The following is a 17,616-nucleotide window of genomic DNA, read 5'->3' as shown; positions in this document are numbered from 1 at the left end:
AACTCACCTCTTTTTAATCTCTAAACCCTATAAATATATCATAACGACGCGGAAAATGTTATGCTTATCCATTAGAGGAATGTACGTTATATACGATAAGAGGGAGGCGGTGTGATGAGCACCAGGAAGACGCAAACACTAACGATTCTACACACGAATGACATCCATAGTCATTTTGGCTCCATGAGCTCCATCGCCGCCATGATCGGACAGGAGAAGAAAGAGGCCGGAGAGTTTCTGGTAGTAGATATCGGAGATCATATGGACCGGATGGCAGTTGAGACGGAGGGCACTCTGGGGGCGGCTAACGTCGATGTCCTTAATCTGACCGGTTACGATGCCATAACAATCGGGAACAACGAAGGACTAACCTTTACACCCGAACAACTGGCACAGTCTTACTCTGGACTTCTGTGCCCAGTCGTATGTGGAAATGTTGTGGACTAGGCTACGGGCCTGCCACCAGTCTGGATGAAATCCTCTCTCATTCTGGAGAAGGGGCCATTTCGCATCGGTCTGCTTGGTGCTACAGCACCTTTTACCGCTTTTTACGAATTGTTGGGGTGGGACGTATTGGAGCCGTTAAAGGCACTGCGTGAGCAAGTTGAAGCTTTGCGTTCTCAGGTGGATGTGATCGTTATTTTGTCCCATCTGGGGCTTTCAACAGATCGCAGACTGGCCGAACAGATCCCGGGCATCGATGTCATTCTGGGCGGACACACACATCATGTATTGGAAGAACCATTAGTCATTGGTCAGACGGTGCTTGGAGCGGCAGGCAAGTTTGGTCAGTGGCTCGGTAAGGTGGTATTGGAGCGAGAATATGGAACGAATGAATATGCACTGGTGAGCAGTGGCTGTGTTCCGGTCCAGAACATGATGCTCGAAGAAAGGGTAGCACTGGCCATAGACACACATCAGACGGAAGCCGAACGGGCGCTTGGCCAGACGGCCGTTATAACGGACAGAACACTCGCCATTGATTACGATCATGAGTCTCCGTTTGCGTCATTGCTTGCCCAGGCAGTCCGTCAGTTCACCGGAGCGCAGTTGTCACTTGTGAACGCCGGGCAGCTTCTTGCAGATCTTCCGCAGGGCAATATTACAAAGGGAATGTTACATTCCCTATGTCCATCTCCCATTAATGCCTGTACAATATGCTTGAATGGAATTCAGATTCGGGAGGCACTGGAGCAGTCGCTGTTGTCAGAGTTCTCACGAAAACCGATTATCGGGTTTGGATTTCGCGGGCATATTTTAGGAACCTTGTGCATGGATGGGATGGACGTGGAATATGATCCACACGCGCCTCCATACGAGAAGATCCGTGCCATATACATTGAGGGCAAACCGATTCGTGATGAACATGAATATGTGGTGGGAACACTCGACATGTTTACGTTCAATGTAGGGTATCCGACCCTTTCTCTTGGAACGGATACATCGTATCGACTTCCTGAATTTATACGTGACCTGCTCGAAACGGAACTGAAAAGGCCAGGGGCGCTGGATGACAGCTTGCGATCCCGTTGGCATGAAATCTAACAAGTACTTGCCTTCTGCTGAAGCGGCGGCTAGTGGAAATTACATCTACGGAGCGGGAGAGGATAGGCTGTGCGTTTAGTACATATAAACCTATTGCAGCCTGGCATGAAGCTGGGGAAACGAATTTATAGTGAAGAGGGTGTGGTTCTGCTCAGTGAGGGAGTGGAGCTGACCAGTCGGTTGATTGGACGTCTGAAAGATCTGGGGATTGGATACGTGTATATTTCGGATGCTGCAACAGAGGATATCATCATTCCGGATATGCTGCAGGAAGAGACCAGGCGTAGAGCGCTGGTCGAGATCAAACAGCAGTTTCAGAGTATGTCTGGCCTCAAAACCAAAAGTCGAATCCCGCACTTCGGAAAAGCACTTAGCGGGGTAATGAATGCAATACTGGAGGACATTGGCAGTCAGAAGGAAGCGATGATTATGCTGATGGATATGAACTCCAGTGATTTTGATCTGTATAATCACTCATTGAATGTATGTGTATACACCTTGGTTCTTGGAGTGGCATCGGGTTATACACGCCAGCAATTAATGGAGATTGGTCTGGGGGCCTTGTTACATGATATTGGAAAAACACAGATTGCCCCAGACATTCTGCACAAGCCCTCCAAGCTAAGTGATGAGGAATTTAAAATCATACAGCAGCATACTACATATGGACATCGTATTCTCAAAGATGAACCGGGTATACCGCTCCTTGCTGCACATTGCGCTTTACAGCATCATGAACGGATTGATGGCAGCGGGTATCCTTTTGGTTTGAAAGACAATGAAATCCATGAATATGCAAAGTGGTTGGCCCTTGCCGACTCTTATGACGCGATGACGACCAATCGGGTGTATCGTCAAGCCTTTCTGCCTCATCAGGCGGTTGAGGTATTATACACGGGTTCAGGGACATTATATGAACAGCGTATGTTGGAAAAATTTCGTGATTGTGTTGCGATCTACCCCTTAGGTATTTCCGTCACGTTGAGTACAGGAGAAATCGGGGTTGTTGCAGCCATCCATTCCCGCGTTCCGCAACGACCACGCATTCGTGTTCTCAAGGACGCAGATGGACAGACCTTAAGCGCACCCTATGAAATTGATTTGTCCACAGCGCTGTCTGTTATGATTACAGGCGTTGAAGGGGTGGAAGACGCTACGCCAGCTTCAGCACGTAATGAAATATTTTGATATCTGACATCTAATGGAGAATGGGTCAGCGCTCATATCGTAACGTCCGGGCCAGCTTGGCCCGGATGTTACGGGGGCGTTTTTTGTCATGTAATGGACAGAGCATGCTCATGCCAGAGCGCAGGAAATTGTGCTATGATAAAAGATAACTCCAAAAAGATGAAGTCGGGGTATGTTGTAAATAAAACTTTTTAGGTTAATAAAAGGAATAAGGTGAAGAACAATGACCATGCTAAACTCAGGATCGGTAGAACCGATGCCTTTATCGCCGACTAATGATCCTTGGGATCCGATCGGCTCTTTGCGTACATATGGACGCCATGTGCTGACCAGTGTAGAAATGACCGTAACTCATCTGTGCAATATGCGCTGTGAGCATTGTGCGGTAGGAGATATGTTAACGATGCGCGAAGCGCCTGCGCTTCCGTTGCCTTTGATGCTTAAAAGGCTGGATGAGGTGGAGCACCTTCAGACGATCAGTCTGACAGGTGGTGAGCCGAGCTTCAGTCAGAAGACCGTGGATGAGATGATCATTCCGCTGCTTAAATATGCCAAGGATCGGGGGATTCGTTCCCAGATCAACTCGAATCTGACGCTGGATATACGTCGGTACGAGCAGCTGTTGCCATATCTGGACGTTATGCATATCTCATTCAATTATCTGAATGCCGATGACTTTCACCAGGTCGGTTTTGCCAACAGTGGCAGACCCGTCAAGCGTGAAGTAGCGGTGAAGATGTATGAGAAAATGATGGAGAATTCCCGTAAGCTCAGTGAAGCGGGCATGTTTATCTCTGCGGAGTCCATGATTAATTTCCGTACCCATGACAAGCTTGAGGGCATTCATCAATTGATCCGTGAGATGGGCTGTGTCCGTCATGAAGTGCATCCGATGTATAATTCGAATTTTGCTTCTGCACTGCCGGTGCTTTCCCTTGATCATATGAGAGGAGCTATTCATCGTTTGTTGGATGTGCGTGACAAGGATATGTGGATGCTGTTTGGTACACTTCCGTTCTTCGCATGCAGTGCAGCAGACCAGGATCGGGAGCTCATCAACCGCTTATATAGCGAGCCCAAAGTAACGGTTCGTAACGATCCCGACGGTCGTAACCGCGTTAACGTCAACATGTTTACGGGAAACGTGTATGTTACCGATTTTGCTGACATCCCGGCGTTTGGCAACATTCGAGACCGGAAGCTGGATGACGTATTCCATGAGTGGTCGGCGGAACATCCTTTGAATCAGACTGTGAACTGTCATTGTGATGCTGCTTCTTGCTGCGGTCCGAATCTGCTCGTGGCAGATATGTATTATAAAGGTGTGGATTTCAAATCGAGAAAAGCAATTACACGTTGATATTCCAGGTGTATTCCTGAAATAGATCAAAAAGGGGAGTTTCGACTTGGGTATTCATACCGAATTTCATCTCGGGCAGTTAGTATTTAATCTGGTCTGTGTGTTTCTGCTCGTATTTTTGAATGGCGTATTTGTCGCAGCGGAATTTTCCCTGGTTAAAGTTAGACAAACACGCCTCACTCAATTACAGAGTGAAGGGAATAAGTTGGCTGGTTATGCACTGAAGGTGAATGGGAAATTGGATGCCTACCTATCGGCTACCCAGTTCGGAATTACGCTGACATCGCTCGGGCTTGGTTGGCTCGGTGAACCGGCCATTTCCGAATTGTTGGTTGAACCTCTGATGTTCAAGCTTGGTGTAGCGGATACAGGACTTATATCGACAGTATCCGTCATCATCGGTTTCTGTATCATTACGTTTCTGCACATTGTGCTGGGTGAGCTTGCGCCCAAATCTTTGGCGATTCAAAAAACAGACGGAGTGGCTCTGCTGCTATCGGCACCATTGCTGTTATTTTATAAAATCTTCTTCCCGTTCATCTGGGTGCTGAACGCGTCAGCCAATGCACTGCTGCGTTTGGCAGGCATTGAACCTGCCAGCGAAGGAGAGGCCCATTCGGAGGATGAGCTTCGCATTTTGATGAAGCAAAGCGCCAAGAGTGGTGTCATTGATAAGGATGAAATCAAACTGATGGATAACATCTTTGATTTCTCCGATATGCTGGCGCGTGAAATTATGCTGCCGCGTACGGATATGGACTGTCTATACACTCATATGTCGCTGGAAGAAAACTTGAAAATTATTAATGCAACGAAGCATTCTCGTTACCCTGTCGCTGTCGAGGATAAGGATGAGATTATCGGATTCATCCACATTACGGACCTACTTCTCGCTGAACCAGACCAGCAGCATGATCTGGCTGCGCTTGTTCGTCCAATTCTGAATGTGCCTGAATCGATGGAGATCAGTCATGTACTTCGTCTGATGCAGAAAAAACATTCCCAGATGACTCTGGTTGTCGACGAATATGGCGGGACAGCCGGCTTGCTGACTGCCGAAGAGATTTTGGAAGAGATCGTTGGTGATCTGTATGATGAGTTCGAAGACGAACGTCCGCATATGGAGCGCAGTGGAGAAGCCTTTTCCATTGATGGTCGTTCCCTGATTGAAGAGGTCCATGAATGGACCGGAGCTGTCATTGAGGATGAGGAAGTCGATACGATTGGCGGTTGGCTGTTCAAGGAACTGGAAGGTAGTCCGGTCAAAGGTAAAACACGGGAGCAAAACGGTTATGTCTTTGAAGTCGAAGAATCCACCCGTCTCCGAATTACCCGCGTAAAAGTATATAAGCGACCTGATTCTGAAGAAGATAAGGTGGAGACGGTAGAACAGGAACCAGATTCGATGCAGAATAATGATCGTGAACGTAACAGAGACTGAGTATTGATGAAATAAACGATGGATATGGCCGCCATATCCATTGAAGTGACCTTTGGAGACCACCAGTGGGGTGAGTCGTTCGAAGGTCTTTTTTTTCGATCCGCTAAATATGGGATTAACTTGGGGACAGCGACATATGGATATAGAGACGGAAAAAGAATGCTTGGGTAATTGTGATGACATGCACCAAATCCGTGATAAAGGAGGCGCTGTTCTGTGAAAGATCCGCAGCTTCGTGCTTACGTCCCTTTTATTGGGCCGTTTGATCCTTGCAAGCCGCTGCCCATTCGTACGTATCTCGTCCCACCGCAGTTGTTTATCCCTTTCCAGCCGATGGGATGGCCCCAATACAGTCCAGCAGAAGCACTGAGACTGGGAACATTGTGGCCTGCATTGTACAGCCCTTATACCTCTAAAAAATCAAAGGGGAGAGAGGTGGAAGTGGATGGAACCTGAAGCACCTAAAGCCTGTGATGCAAAATACTATGAGCTGCTGGAGGAACTTCAGGCCCTGGATTTTGTATTGGTTGAGCTGAACCTGTACTTGGATACCCACCCTGGAGACTATCAAAGCATCGAACAGTATAACAAATTCAGCCAAGAGAGAATGCGTGTGTCCCATGAGTTTCAGCAGCTGTATGGACCACTTATGAACTTTGGTCATTCATTCTCCAAATATCCTTGGGAATGGTCTCAGACACCTTGGCCTTGGCAAGTGTAGTGAAATTTTCAGCTATTGTGGCTTGTTGAGTTGCCGGGAGTCCCATGGATCGATAGTTTAGTTCAGGGACACCCGGAAATGCTAAGCTGAAATTTTTATCCGGATTGTAAGATTAAATCAAAAATTGGAGGAGGAAGTGCGGCATGTGGGTATATGAGAAAAAGCTGCAATATCCTGTTCGGGTGGGGAAATGTGACCCTCATATGGCCAAATTGCTGATGGAACAGTATGGCGGAGCTGATGGTGAATTGGCTGCAGCCCTCCGGTATCTTAATCAGCGTTATACGATTCCGGACAAAATTATTGGTCTGCTGAATGACATCGGTACAGAAGAGTTTGCTCATTTAGAGATGATTGCAACAATGATCTATAAGTTGACCAAAGATGCAACAGTCGAACAACTGGAGCAAGCGGGTCTGGATGCTCATTATGTAAATCATGACAAAGCCCTCTTTTACAATAATGCAGCAGGTGTACCTTTCACCGCTACTTATATTCAAGCGAAGGGAGATCCCATTGCTGATTTGTACGAGGATATTGCTGCGGAAGAGAAGGCACGGGCTACATATCAATGGTTGATCGATCTGACGGATGATGTGGATCTGCAGGATAGTCTGAAGTTTCTGCGGGAGCGGGAGATTGTGCATTCCTTGCGTTTCCGGGAGGCGGTAGAGATTCTGAAGGATGATCGGCAGACAAAGAAGATTTTCTAAAAAGAACAACATATATCATTTTTATTGCCGTTCTCTGTTGAGAGGACGGTTTTGCAATTGAAGGAGTTATGTCAAAAATAAGTTTGTAACAAAGTAATTACTGCAGTATTCATATATAAAACCATATTAAAATCGAAAATCAGGACATTCCTTTTTGGTTAAGAAAGGTCTGCCCTGATGTTGGGTTCAGTGTCAATCACTCAATACTCTACAACCATGGCAACATTTTGCCACCCAGCGCCAACGGTCCAGAACAGAACTTTATCACCACGCTGAATTTGGCCGGATGTTATGGCTCGATGCAATGCAATAAATGGACTGCTGGTTGAGGTGTACCCGAACTCGTCTCCGATGTAGACGGCGATATCCTCACCGATGCCAATGTTCTCGGATACAGCACGTATGTTGCCGATGGATAATTGAGAGAAACAAGCGGCTTTGATCTCGTCTGCTCCGATCTCGTTACGACTTAACAGCGTGCGAATCGATTCAGAGGCTGCACCTACACAGATGGAATCATCAAACGGTATGAATTTTACATGGAAGGCACCTGCATCAACACCGGTTTGGCCCAGTTTTGCAAGACCTTGTGCCGGGAAGAGGGAATTACCATATACGCAGGTATCGGTCTGATAGATCGAGTCAATAAAACCGACAGCCTGCTCGTCCCGTTCAACAATGACAGCTGCTGCTGCGTCCCCGAAGTTCGCGAAGTATACAGGATCATCAGGACTTGCGTGAGGAGCGACGTAATCCGAGCCAATAATCAAAGCACGGCGAATTCTGGGATTACCCAGCATCTGCCGGCTAACTTGTTCAAAGGCTGCGGTCATGCCAGCACAGTTGGCATTGCTGTCAATACAAATCGTATGGGATGCCCCGTTAATCAGGCGATGAATCATTAAGGAATTCGTAGGAAAAATGTATTCCGGCGTTTGACTTGCATAAGCAATCAGATCGATATCGGCACCGGTAAGTCCGGTCTTTTCGAGCAGATTACTGGCGGCCTCAAAGGCCATGCTTAGTGAGTTTTCATCATCGTTGTCAATTTTGTAACGTGTATCACGCCCAAGTGCCTTTAACAGTCCCCGAATATCTACACCTCTTGCGTCAAAATGTTCAATGTAAAAGTCATTGCCCACCTTATGCGTTGGATGATAGATATCGATATCTACAATACGAATTCCAGCCATCTTCATTCTCCTCCTGAGCGGATGGGTGAACCCTCAGCTTGTCCGCCTGGTTTATTAGGTCGTAACCGTGGAGATGATCTCAAGGTTGTCCAGTCCGACAGACCGTCCAAGACGGGCCAGCTGCATTTTCAGAATGGCATTATTCTCAAGCGTCAGCACCACTTTTTTATATTCATCTTTTTTGAACATCTGCAGGCAGCCCTCAAGAAGAGGCACAATTTCCGGAGCAGTAACATTCAACTTTTTGCAATCGATAGTCAGGTCATATTCCTTGGTGTTAATCGGAGCGATTGTATCCTGGTATGCCGAGATGGAACGTAAACCGTCTTCTTGAGAGAAAGAGCCCTCCAGTTCAATGTTTAACACCTTGTTCGGAACGTCAGTTGTCAGTATAAAACTTCCCATGATTGTTCTCTCTCCTTTAAATAAATTAGTTAAGGCTATCCTGCTAATCAAGACGTAGGCCTCAAGGCCCTCGCTGACTGCTTCTGAGATGTAGACTGATTGGGAGGATAATTTAACCATATTATAAAGGTAGGGATGTAAAAAGATCAATAAAAAAGTCGAATCGTGTATAAAAATGTAGAAGAGTGAATTATTGGATTTCATCCAGTGTAGCAAGCAATATATTAAAAGCACTGATGATCCGCGGAGCACCAACACACGGTGCCAGATGCAACAGAATTCCTTTCAGCTGATCCACGGTTACACCGACACTTAGTGCCATCGTATAATGTACCCCCAATTGCTCATACTGCCCCTGGGAGATCAGTGAAGAGATAATGGCGACTTCCTTCCATTGATCGGTAATGGTTGTACGCTGAAAAATATCCCCGTAAGCCGTCCCCATAATAAACTCAGCGAGCTCAGGGAACTGATCTTTAATCGGTGCCAGTGCTTTTGCACCATATTCACCGGAAAGCTTTGCAAAACGCTCCAATCCTTGAGTCACTTGTTCACTCATGCTATGTTCCTCCTAATTCAAAGTCACGGTACGGTGAGCGGTGGGTGGAATCTCGTCGCGATCAGTAAGAAGCTCAATTACGGTAACCTGGTTCAGCTCCTGTGCTGCCTGGAGAGCAGAGGCAAATTCATCTCGTGTTTCCGCACGATAAGCTACAGCACCGAGGGACTCAGCAAACTTTGCTGCATCCAACGGTACCTCGTATAAGGTGCCATCGATTCGACCTGTTGTTTTCTCCATGCCTTTCAGTGCCATATCCAGCTGTTTATTGTTTACTACGATGAAGATGACTGGCAGATTGTTGCATACAGCAGTGTTAATCTCGGTTCCAAGCATCATGAAGCATCCGTCACCCGTAATGCATACAATGGTTTCTTCCGGTGCGGCGGTTTTGGCTCCAATAGCCATGCCGATGGCATTGCCCATGCAGGCAAAATAGGCGTCAAACACAAAGCTGCCAGGTTTCTTGACTTTATATCGTTGAACCGCATGAAAACCATGACTGCCATCATCCACAAACAGCTTATGATCATAGGGAAGCAATTCACTCATTTCTTCCAGCACGGAAGCTAGGGACAGGTTCGGCAGATCCGGGAGAGGTACGGTGTAATTAACGGTTGTCGTGTCTTTTGGGAGAACAGGTTGTTCTGTCAGTGTACTGAGCAAAAACTGCAGGTTGTCCTTCAAGTCGCCAGTGATATGTAAGGTTGGAGCATGAAGTATTTTACCAATGAATGCAGGATCGGTGTCGAATTGGATTAAATGTGCAGGGTGGTTTTCCGTCTTCAAATTACAGATCGTCATATCACTCAGACGTGAACCGAGTACGATATAGAGATCACTTTGATTCAGCAGCTCATCTGCATGAGGGAAGCCGCCAACACCGCAAGGGCCGTGGTAAAGGGGATGATCCCAAGCAATGGCACCTTTTCCTCCGGGAGAAGTAATGACAGGAATATTGAAATGTTCGGCCAAATGGAGCAATTCATCATGGGCTCTGGCGCGACTGACGCCTTTACCTGCAATAATTAAAGGATGACTGGACTGTTGAAGCAAGGGGAGGACATGATTCAGGTTGGATACGCTAATCAGGGGTTCAGGCTCCGGGATTACAACCCGGAAGTCAGCGAGCTGTTCGGTTTGTACATCAAACGGAAGACAGAGATGGACCGGACCTTTGTTGGGACCGAGTGCAATGGAAAGGGCATGATTCAATATGGTGCTGAAATGATCGCCACGCTCTACCAGCTTGCTGAACAACGTAGCAGGACGGAACATCTCGGCCAGATCGGCCAAGTAGGAAGAGGAGTCCTGACATTGCGGAAGCCCCAGTTCCTGAATGGACTGATGACCTGTAATAAACAGGACAGACAAGTTATTGGCCTTGGCATGTGCTGCGGCGGTGAGCAAGTTAGTTCCGCCCGGACCTGAAGTGGCGAAGGCCACACCCAGTTTCCCTGTTTGGAGGGCATAGCCTGAAGCGGCAAAGCCTGAACTGGATTCATGGCGACCTGGAATGAACTCCAAGCCGTAATCAACCATTTTCAGGACAGCAGGGCATATGGATTTTCCGATAATACCAAAGACATGAGTAACGCCTAAATTACGCAGAGCTTCTGCCAAATAGTCCGCAACTGTTCTCATGCGGGACACCTCGCTTCACAAAATAGGTTTTTGGACCCACAGGTCAAGTTCCATTTTTGGAGTGTATGTCGTCGTCTAAGGTGGTGAAAGGAAATCAATCCTTGTTAATAGGAAGAGTAGCTTTTTTTGTGGTTTTTTGTCAACTGCTTTTATGAGTATACGTTCCTGATTCTTAGGTTGGAAACGCTTAATGCTATATCCTATAAGATAAAATAAATTGGTTATATATTCCTGCAACAAATGAACTATAAACCACAAATATAGAATAAAATGTAAAATATTATAAAATGCGATAGATTCAAATTGTGTAGATCCATTGAGAATCGTGCACTTCCCATTTCGTATCCGTGTAAAGGATTGGCAATGTTACGCTTTCTGTTTATACTGAAATTCGATTGGAGTGAGTTGGATGACAACGATAAAAATGGCTGTAATTGGTTTGGGCAAAATGGGATTACATATGATACATCAGGCGACACAGGCAGAACTATCCGGAAAAGTAGAGATTGTAGCGGTGTGCGATTCCAATGAGGAAAATTTGGCATCGCTTGCTTCCTCTCATCCTGAGACGAAGAGGTATACGGATTTTAAGCAATTGCTCGACACACATGCGGTTGATCTGCTGTACATTGCAGTTCCGCCTAAATATCATTATCCCATCGTTATGGACGCGTTAGAGCGCAAGATTCATGTGTTCTGTGAGAAACCACTGGCGAACAGTGTGGATGAAGCTAGAGCAATGCTGGAGGAAGCTGAGAAAGCCGGTGTAGTACACGCAATCCATTTCTCCATGCCGCATGAACCGTCAGTAGTGAAACTGCAAGAGTTGATTCAGCAGGAAACAATTGGCGAGATTCGCAAAATCGATCTGATCCTTCAATTCCCCCAGTGGCCTCGAGCGTGGCAGCAAAATGCCTGGATTACGAGTCGAGAGCAGGGCGGATTTATTCTTGAAGTGGGAATTCATTGGATTCATATGATCCAAAAGGTGTTTGGTTCTATACACGTGATTAACAGTCAGGTTCGATTTCCTCCAAATACAGGGGAATGTGAACATGAAGTTCAAGCCGCGATGGAGCTGGAGGATGGAACACGAATCCAGTTAAACGGGATTGCACATTTTGCAGGTGAAGAGCGTGTATCCATGGTGGTTTACGGCACAGAAGGAACGATTGCTTTGGAGAACTGGGATCAACTATGGAGTGGACGCAACGGAGAGTCACTTGTTCCCGTCCAAGTAGAAGAATCCTTAAGCCAGCTACCTGTATTAAAACACGTTATTGCCCGTATTCAGGGTCAATCTGCCAGAATATACGATTTCAACGATGGCTATCATGCACAGCTTGTCCTTGAAGCGCTGCGTAATCCAGAAAATCCAGATCAATCCTAATCCACAATGGTGCCGGGTTAGAAACGGAATCGTGTTCAATTTCCTTCCTTTTGACAAAATCAAAGAAGCAGATCCTGATGGAGTAGGATCTGCTTCTTTGGTTTGTTTAGATATAATCCATAATGTCAGGCAAGCTTGAATCGGTTAACCAGTTGATCAAGCGCATCTGACATTTCGTTTAACTGCTTGGAGGTGTCCGTCATTTCCTGCAGGGAAGCAAGTTGTTCTTCGGTCATGGCCGATACCTCTTCCGTGGCTGATGCGGTGTCCTCAACTACGGCAGAAACTTCGTTAATGGACTTCATTACCGTTTCACTGCCGGCTGTCAATTGTTCCACAACCGTGGATATGTCCTGAAACTCATCGCTGAGATCATGAATGTGCTGGGTAATATTTGTGAAGGCATACCCTGCATCTTTAATCGTCCGTAATCCTTCGTTGACATGGAGTGTACTCTCGTCTACCACATGGGCCGTGTTTTGAACTCCGGTTACAACAGTTTCCAATATGTTTGTAATTTCCTTCGCTGACGTGGCACTTTGATCTGCGAGATTGCGAATTTCTGAGGCGACGACGGCAAATCCACGTCCATGTTCCCCGCACGAGCGGCTTCAATTCCAGCATTGAGTGCAAGCAGGTTGGTTTGCCTTGCGATCCCTGACATGGAATCAGCAATGTTGATCACTTGATCAGACATTTTGGAAATTTCGTTAATGGCTTCCTGTACAGACAGGAAGGATTGCTCAATGAACGTTATTTTCCCAACAGCATTATCGATACGCTGTTGTCCGTCAACGGCGATGGATTCAGTCCGTACAGCACGTTCAGCTACGTCGGCTGTTGAAGCGGCGACCCGATTAAGCCCCATGAGCGATTGTTCCATCGCAGCGACCATGGTTTGAGTAAGGGCAACCTGTTCATCAGCACCTTCAGCGACACGCTCCATGGCCGTGGCGACCTCTTTTCCTGCGATGTGATTGTCAGACACGCCTTTATCCAGTCGATCAGAGGCTGTGCTCAGAATAGTGGCATTGCTTTGAATGTCTAGCATCATTTGCTGCAATCCAAAGAGCATGGTGTTGGCAGCCTCAGCCAATTCCCGTGTTTCATCTTTCATCGGAGTGGCAATACGCAGGGTCAGATCACCATTGGAGGAGCCGATATCATTCAGTGCATGTGTTACTGTGCGAATGTTTCTTACAATGGAACGGGACAAAACTAAGGCAGCGATGACCGAGATTATCGCAACAAGGATCAGTGCTCCGTACAACTCCCAATTCAGTACTTTGTTTTTCTGTTTCAATGCTTCTGTACGTGCTTCGGTTAGCGCCAGTTCATTGGTTCGGAACGTATTCAGGGATTGCCGAATTTGGTCCATGTCTTTTTTACCGGGATCTGTCGTGAAAAACTGTCGGATGGAAGTCATATCATTGGCCTGGCGCAACATAACAACCGGTTCTCCCGCGATTTGAATCCAGTTTTCCATATAACTATGTATATCTTCAAGCAGCTTCAGCTGTGAGGGGTTGTCCGAGATTAATGTAGCCAGCTGCTCCTTGAGCACGGCCAGCTGTTCTTTTCCGTTTGTGTACGGGTCAAGATAATTTTCCTGCCCTGTGATAACGTAGCCCCGCTGGCCTGTTTCCATATCCACCATGCTCTTTTCAATTTCATATGTCAGAGCGTGTACCTTCATATCGTGATCTACGAGAAAATCCAATTCGCTTTGAAGCTTGCTGGTACTGTTCTGGATCAAAAGGATGCAGCCCGCCAATACAGTGAGTACGAGCAAATAGCCCAAACCAATCTTATAAAAAATTTTGAAGGTCCTGTGCTTTTTCATGTTTGTTGTTCCTCTCCTTGGGGTATATGTATTTGTCGAAAAAACCTGGATGATAGCTGTAATAGTTCTTTAGGTTGAGTGTCTAAAGTACTATATTTTCAGTATTATACTTTAATGAAGTATGATTGTATATAGTTTGTTTAATTTAAGTATAATGTTTGTGGATGTTGTCTAACGTTGATGACACAGATGTTTTACATTGCGCGGTTTACACTGCCAAACGTTTATGTTTATCATGGAAGGGGAACGATTCCGAATACATATCCCAATCCGAAAGGAACATTGGACATGACAAGAGAGACGGTATTGCGTAAACCGGAAGCGATGATTTTTGATATGGATGGTACGTTATTTCAGACGGAAACCCTGTTGTTGCCAGCCTATCATCAGCTGTTTGATACATTGCGGGCAGAAGGGCATTTTGAGGGAGAGACTCCTCCTGAAGAACGAATGCTTGGGAGCCTGGGGATGTTGCTAGAGGATATATGGAAAGTGGTTATGCCTGAAGCTTCCGTTGCGGCGCATCGTCGTGCAGATGAACTGCTGCTTCAGCTGGAGATTGAGGGACTCGATGGAGGAAGCTCTGTCCTGTACCCGCAAGTAAAAGAGACGCTTGAAGCATTAAAAGAGCAAGGTGTGCGCTTATTTGTTGCCAGTAACGGGCTGGAGGACTATGTGAAAGGCGTGGCCTTTGCTCATGAGATCATGCCGCTCTTTGAAGGCGTGTATAGTGCAGGCCAGTACAAGACCCCTTCCAAAGTTAATCTGGTTCAGATCCTGCTTGAGAAGCATCGAATTCAGGATGCATGGATGGTAGGGGACCGCTCTTCTGATGTGGAGGCAGGCAAAATGAACAACCAGACCGTCATCGGCTGTGCCTATGCAGGATTCGGTCGGGACGAAGAACTTGCAGGATCAGATGTACTGATCTCTGATTTTACGGAACTGCTTCGTTTGTATCGGGAAGCCGAGTAGAAAAATAGAAAAATAGAAAAACCGCCCCCTCAAAGTCCATTTGGTATTATCCCCTTTAAGTAGACACTTGAAAAAACCTTCATGTTATCATGAGGGTTCAAGTGACACTTGGAGGGGATATTTTTATGGCCAAAAAAGGACAAACATTTCAGACGTATACCGAAGAGTTTAAATTGAATGCAGTTAGATCCTATGTCGAAGGTTCTTCAAGTTACAAGGTGGTCGCTGATCGCGAAGGAATTCGAAACTGTTCACAACTGAAGGTGTGGGTAAAAAAATGGAAAAACGGGGAAGCGTTTGATGATCGAAAAAACAATGTTCCGAATCCAATGAAAGGACGTCCCCGTACTGCCTTTAGCAGTGTAGAAGAAGAACGGGATTACCTTCAAGCACAGGTGGATTATTTAAAAAAGCGGTATCCAAATCTAGTAAAGGAGAAGCGCTGAGCCAACGGGAGAACTACGATATCATAGACGAATTGCGCTGCTCGCATGGCATTACACGCCTATTATCGATTACAGGAATACCCCGTTCCAGTTACTACAAATGGCGAGCAACACAGCCGCAGCGAGACGCAAGACAAGACCGTGAGCGTGAGATCAAAGAACACATGATGGCTATTCATTTTGCAAACCGAGAGTTTGGTTATCCTCGCATGACAACGGCGTTGTGGGAGGCTGGTCTGAACGTTAATCACAAGAAAGTATGGCGAATCATGCGGGAACTATCGATACAATCGGTAATTCGTAAGAAGCGGAAGAAGTCCAGCTATACGCCATCTGTGATTTATCCGAATCGCCTGAAGCGCAAATTTCATGCCACAGCACCCCAGCAAAAAATGGTGACGGATATTACTTATATTTCAGATGGAAACACATTCGTTTACCTGTCTGTGATTCAAGACTTGTTCAACAACGAAATTGTAGCTTGGCAATTATCTAAACGGAACGATGTTCAGCTCGTATTGGATACGGTGGAACAATGGACAAAAAAGAGACGTTTCGGAAGCCGTGCTCCATTCGGATCAGGGCTTCCAATACACGTCTCAGGCGTACAACACACGATTAGAAGCATTCGGCGTGAAGGGCAGCCACTCTCGCAAAGCAACCTGCCTGGATAACGCATGCATCGAATCCTTCTTTTCGCATCTCAAGACAGAGAAGCTGTACCTCAACCAGTGTAATTCAGAAGTAGAGATTCGACAAGCCGTGGAAGATTATATGTACAATTACAATTACCGACGTTTTCAAGCCAAACTCAAACAGCGCGCACCGATTGAATATCGATGCGCACTGGCAGCATAGCTTTTTTCATCTGTCTACTTGACAGGGGTAAGACCAATTTAGACGTTGGAGGTGGCGGTTTTTTTAATCCAAGGAGGATTCGCGGTTCACTACCAAATGAAGTGTAACGAGTCATAACCGGGATCTTCTGGTCCTTTTGAGTGTGGGATATTTACCTTTTACGCGACGTTTGACTGGTTTGGTTACCTTCACGCCACGAGGGGGAGGGCTTGAATTTGGATGGTTGCGGTACACCCACAAGGCATACTCCAATGGTTGGGTGATCGCTTTGAGATAGGTGTCTTTCTCTCTAATGCGGGCGAACACCTCACGTGCAGGTTTCGGATTTACTTCAAGCAGATAGATGTGTCCGCTCTTGTCAATCGCCAAATCCAGAGCCAATTCACACAAGTTGCCATAGGTGTTTTCCAGAAACGTGGCTACATCAATCCCGAATTTCTCGGCCGTTGCGTTAATTTCTGCTCGCTGCTGCTCATCCGTAATCCATTGTTTCATCAGTTTGTGCATCGATATAGCCTGACCACCGCCATGAAGATTGGAGGTCACACTTTTCTCTGCACCCATCCGCCCAGCGCATCCCGTCAATTCCCACTGTCCTTCACCGTTCTTCTGAACCAGCATTCGATAATCATGAACACGGCCATTCGGGAGCTGGAGCTGAATTCCCTGTTGAACCAGGTATTTGTCCTTCATATTCCAGTTCTGGAGAAGTGAGCCCAGGCGTGACAAATGGACCTTGCGCGGGGTGATGATCCGACGCTTCTGATCCCGTCCCTGCACAAGAACCGTATTGGCCTCGTTGCCGCTCCGCTCGATGCGGAGTATACCCCGTCCTCCCGTTCCATTAATGGGCTTCAGATAGATGAGGGAGGAGACTTTCAGCATTCGATTGACATCGGACATATCCTGGAACAGAAGGGTGTCTGGCAAATGCTCGCGAAAGGCTGGCCTTGCGGAGAGTGTCTGATGAATGGTCCACTTGTTACGCAATGGACGGTTGAGAAAGAGCAAGTGACCATACTTTTGCCGAAAGGCAAGCAGTTGCTGAAATCTGCGATTACGCTGTATGCGGCAGCGGTCGAAGATGATATCCGGGAATGAACGCCATTCCCGGGACCAGCCTTTTTCCGAATGAAAGACCATTGCCTCAATCTGTTTGCCCCTGAATGTACATCGGCAGGTGTGAACACATAAACATCGAGTCCCCGCTTGCGCCCTTCAAGGATCATTCTGCGGTATATGCTCCGTTCTTCCAGAGCGCGATGTTCATTTAAGTACAACGTCATAATGCCCAGAACAGGTGAGGACACAAACAATCACCTTCTTTAGCTGTTA

General features: G+C 46.6%; 15 protein-coding genes and 3 pseudogenes. 12 read left to right on the top strand and 6 right to left on the bottom strand.

Annotation, left to right across the window (positions count from 1 at the left end; all coding sequences use genetic code 11):
• The first annotated feature begins 114 nt into the window (after positions 1-114).
• The 7 genes and pseudogenes from ACTWJ7_RS25100 to ACTWJ7_RS25070 all read left to right on the top strand — a co-directional run bounded on the left by ACTWJ7_RS25100 (position 115) and on the right by ACTWJ7_RS25070 (position 6,968).
• Positions 115-1,545: pseudogene (locus tag ACTWJ7_RS25100) on the top strand (bifunctional metallophosphatase/5'-nucleotidase).
• A 69-nt stretch (positions 1,546-1,614) separates the two neighbouring features.
• Positions 1,615-2,733, top strand: a complete 1,119-nt coding sequence (locus ACTWJ7_RS25095) for an HD-GYP domain-containing protein (RefSeq protein ID WP_079345957.1) — start codon at positions 1,615-1,617, stop codon at positions 2,731-2,733.
• A 223-nt stretch (positions 2,734-2,956) separates the two neighbouring features.
• Positions 2,957-4,093, top strand: coding sequence for a radical SAM/CxCxxxxC motif protein YfkAB (yfkAB, locus tag ACTWJ7_RS25090; RefSeq protein ID WP_143805372.1), 1,137 nt, complete (start codon positions 2,957-2,959; stop codon positions 4,091-4,093).
• 52 nt (positions 4,094-4,145) lie between these two features.
• Entirely contained in the window at positions 4,146-5,534 is a 1,389-nt protein-coding gene (locus ACTWJ7_RS25085; RefSeq protein WP_029881678.1) for a hemolysin family protein, read from the top strand.
• 216 nt (positions 5,535-5,750) lie between these two features.
• Entirely contained in the window at positions 5,751-5,990 is a 240-nt protein-coding gene (locus ACTWJ7_RS25080; protein WP_079345953.1) for a spore coat associated protein CotJA, read from the top strand.
• Positions 5,980-6,255 (top strand): spore coat protein CotJB, encoded by a 276-nt coding sequence (locus ACTWJ7_RS25075; RefSeq protein ID WP_079345951.1) that lies wholly within the window; start codon positions 5,980-5,982, stop codon positions 6,253-6,255. Before ACTWJ7_RS25080 ends, ACTWJ7_RS25075 begins: the two co-directional genes overlap by 11 nt.
• A gap of 143 nt (positions 6,256-6,398) precedes the next feature.
• Positions 6,399-6,968, top strand: coding sequence for a manganese catalase family protein (locus tag ACTWJ7_RS25070; protein ID WP_024629108.1), 570 nt, complete (start codon positions 6,399-6,401; stop codon positions 6,966-6,968).
• Positions 6,969-7,168: 200 nt separating this feature from the next.
• Here the strand turns inward: ACTWJ7_RS25070 and ACTWJ7_RS25065 are convergent, their stop codons facing one another.
• The 4 genes from ACTWJ7_RS25065 to ACTWJ7_RS25050 all read right to left on the bottom strand — a co-directional run bounded on the left by ACTWJ7_RS25065 (position 7,169) and on the right by ACTWJ7_RS25050 (position 10,769).
• Positions 7,169-8,161: a 3-oxoacyl-[acyl-carrier-protein] synthase III C-terminal domain-containing protein gene (locus tag ACTWJ7_RS25065; protein WP_079345949.1), complete on the bottom strand. Its 993-nt coding sequence runs from the start codon at positions 8,159-8,161 to the stop codon at positions 7,169-7,171.
• A 54-nt stretch (positions 8,162-8,215) separates the two neighbouring features.
• Positions 8,216-8,566, bottom strand: a complete 351-nt coding sequence (locus tag ACTWJ7_RS25060; RefSeq protein ID WP_079345947.1) for a hypothetical protein — start codon at positions 8,564-8,566, stop codon at positions 8,216-8,218.
• Between the two features lie 190 nt (positions 8,567-8,756).
• A complete protein-coding gene (locus ACTWJ7_RS25055) occupies positions 8,757-9,125 on the bottom strand; it encodes a carboxymuconolactone decarboxylase family protein (protein ID WP_024629113.1) in 369 nt (122 codons plus the stop codon).
• A 12-nt stretch (positions 9,126-9,137) separates the two neighbouring features.
• On the bottom strand, positions 9,138-10,769 hold the full coding sequence (locus ACTWJ7_RS25050) for a thiamine pyrophosphate-binding protein (RefSeq protein WP_301879493.1): 1,632 nt from the start codon (positions 10,767-10,769) through the stop codon (positions 9,138-9,140).
• Positions 10,770-11,178: 409 nt separating this feature from the next.
• Between ACTWJ7_RS25050 and ACTWJ7_RS25045 the strand changes: the two genes are divergently transcribed.
• A complete protein-coding gene (locus tag ACTWJ7_RS25045; protein ID WP_301879492.1) occupies positions 11,179-12,159 on the top strand; it encodes a Gfo/Idh/MocA family protein in 981 nt (326 codons plus the stop codon).
• Positions 12,160-12,284: 125 nt separating this feature from the next.
• On the opposite strand, the pseudogene ACTWJ7_RS25040 reads toward ACTWJ7_RS25045, so the two are convergent.
• Positions 12,285-14,002, bottom strand: a pseudogene (locus ACTWJ7_RS25040) (methyl-accepting chemotaxis protein).
• Positions 14,003-14,290: 288 nt separating this feature from the next.
• Between ACTWJ7_RS25040 and ACTWJ7_RS25035 the strand changes: the two are divergent.
• From ACTWJ7_RS25035 to ACTWJ7_RS25020, 4 genes are all read left to right on the top strand, one after another.
• A complete protein-coding gene (locus ACTWJ7_RS25035) occupies positions 14,291-14,977 on the top strand; it encodes an HAD hydrolase-like protein (RefSeq protein WP_024629117.1) in 687 nt (228 codons plus the stop codon).
• A gap of 125 nt (positions 14,978-15,102) precedes the next feature.
• Complete coding sequence (locus ACTWJ7_RS25030; protein WP_367620525.1) at positions 15,103-15,423, top strand: transposase; 321 nt, start codon at positions 15,103-15,105, stop codon at positions 15,421-15,423.
• Positions 15,420-16,097 (top strand): IS3 family transposase, encoded by a 678-nt coding sequence (locus ACTWJ7_RS25025; protein ID WP_443146421.1) that lies wholly within the window; start codon positions 15,420-15,422, stop codon positions 16,095-16,097. Before ACTWJ7_RS25030 ends, ACTWJ7_RS25025 begins: the two co-directional genes overlap by 4 nt.
• Complete coding sequence (locus ACTWJ7_RS25020) at positions 15,988-16,281, top strand: transposase (RefSeq protein ID WP_443146420.1); 294 nt, start codon at positions 15,988-15,990, stop codon at positions 16,279-16,281. Before ACTWJ7_RS25025 ends, ACTWJ7_RS25020 begins: the two co-directional genes overlap by 110 nt.
• A gap of 111 nt (positions 16,282-16,392) precedes the next feature.
• Here the strand turns inward: ACTWJ7_RS25020 and ACTWJ7_RS25015 are convergent.
• Positions 16,393-17,591, bottom strand: a pseudogene (locus ACTWJ7_RS25015) (YheC/YheD family endospore coat-associated protein).
• Between the last annotated feature and the right edge of the window lie 25 nt (positions 17,592-17,616).

It is taken from the genome of Paenibacillus sp. 1A_MP2, assembly GCF_052244825.1.
Lineage (GTDB): Bacteria > Bacillota > Bacilli > Paenibacillales > Paenibacillaceae > Paenibacillus > Paenibacillus vandeheii.
This window is presented reverse-complemented; position numbering and strand designations above follow the sequence as displayed.

Excerpts from the sequence above, each read along its gene's own strand:
- ACTWJ7_RS25050 (WP_301879493.1), bottom strand. The coding sequence starts at position 10,769 with ATGAGAACAGTTGCGGACTATTTGGCAGAAGCTCTGCGTAATTTAGGC.
- ACTWJ7_RS25035 (WP_024629117.1), top strand. The coding sequence starts at position 14,291 with ATGACAAGAGAGACGGTATTGCGTAAACCGGAAGCGATGATTTTTGAT.
- ACTWJ7_RS25065 (WP_079345949.1), bottom strand. The coding sequence starts at position 8,161 with ATGGCTGGAATTCGTATTGTAGATATCGATATCTATCATCCAACGCAT.
- ACTWJ7_RS25070 (WP_024629108.1), top strand. The coding sequence starts at position 6,399 with ATGTGGGTATATGAGAAAAAGCTGCAATATCCTGTTCGGGTGGGGAAA.
- ACTWJ7_RS25075 (WP_079345951.1), top strand. The coding sequence starts at position 5,980 with ATGGAACCTGAAGCACCTAAAGCCTGTGATGCAAAATACTATGAGCTG.
- ACTWJ7_RS25045 (WP_301879492.1), top strand. The coding sequence starts at position 11,179 with ATGACAACGATAAAAATGGCTGTAATTGGTTTGGGCAAAATGGGATTA.
- ACTWJ7_RS25060 (WP_079345947.1), bottom strand. The coding sequence starts at position 8,566 with ATGGGAAGTTTTATACTGACAACTGACGTTCCGAACAAGGTGTTAAAC.
- ACTWJ7_RS25030 (WP_367620525.1), top strand. The coding sequence starts at position 15,103 with ATGGCCAAAAAAGGACAAACATTTCAGACGTATACCGAAGAGTTTAAA.
- yfkAB (WP_143805372.1), top strand. The coding sequence starts at position 2,957 with ATGACCATGCTAAACTCAGGATCGGTAGAACCGATGCCTTTATCGCCG.
- ACTWJ7_RS25055 (WP_024629113.1), bottom strand. The coding sequence starts at position 9,125 with ATGAGTGAACAAGTGACTCAAGGATTGGAGCGTTTTGCAAAGCTTTCC.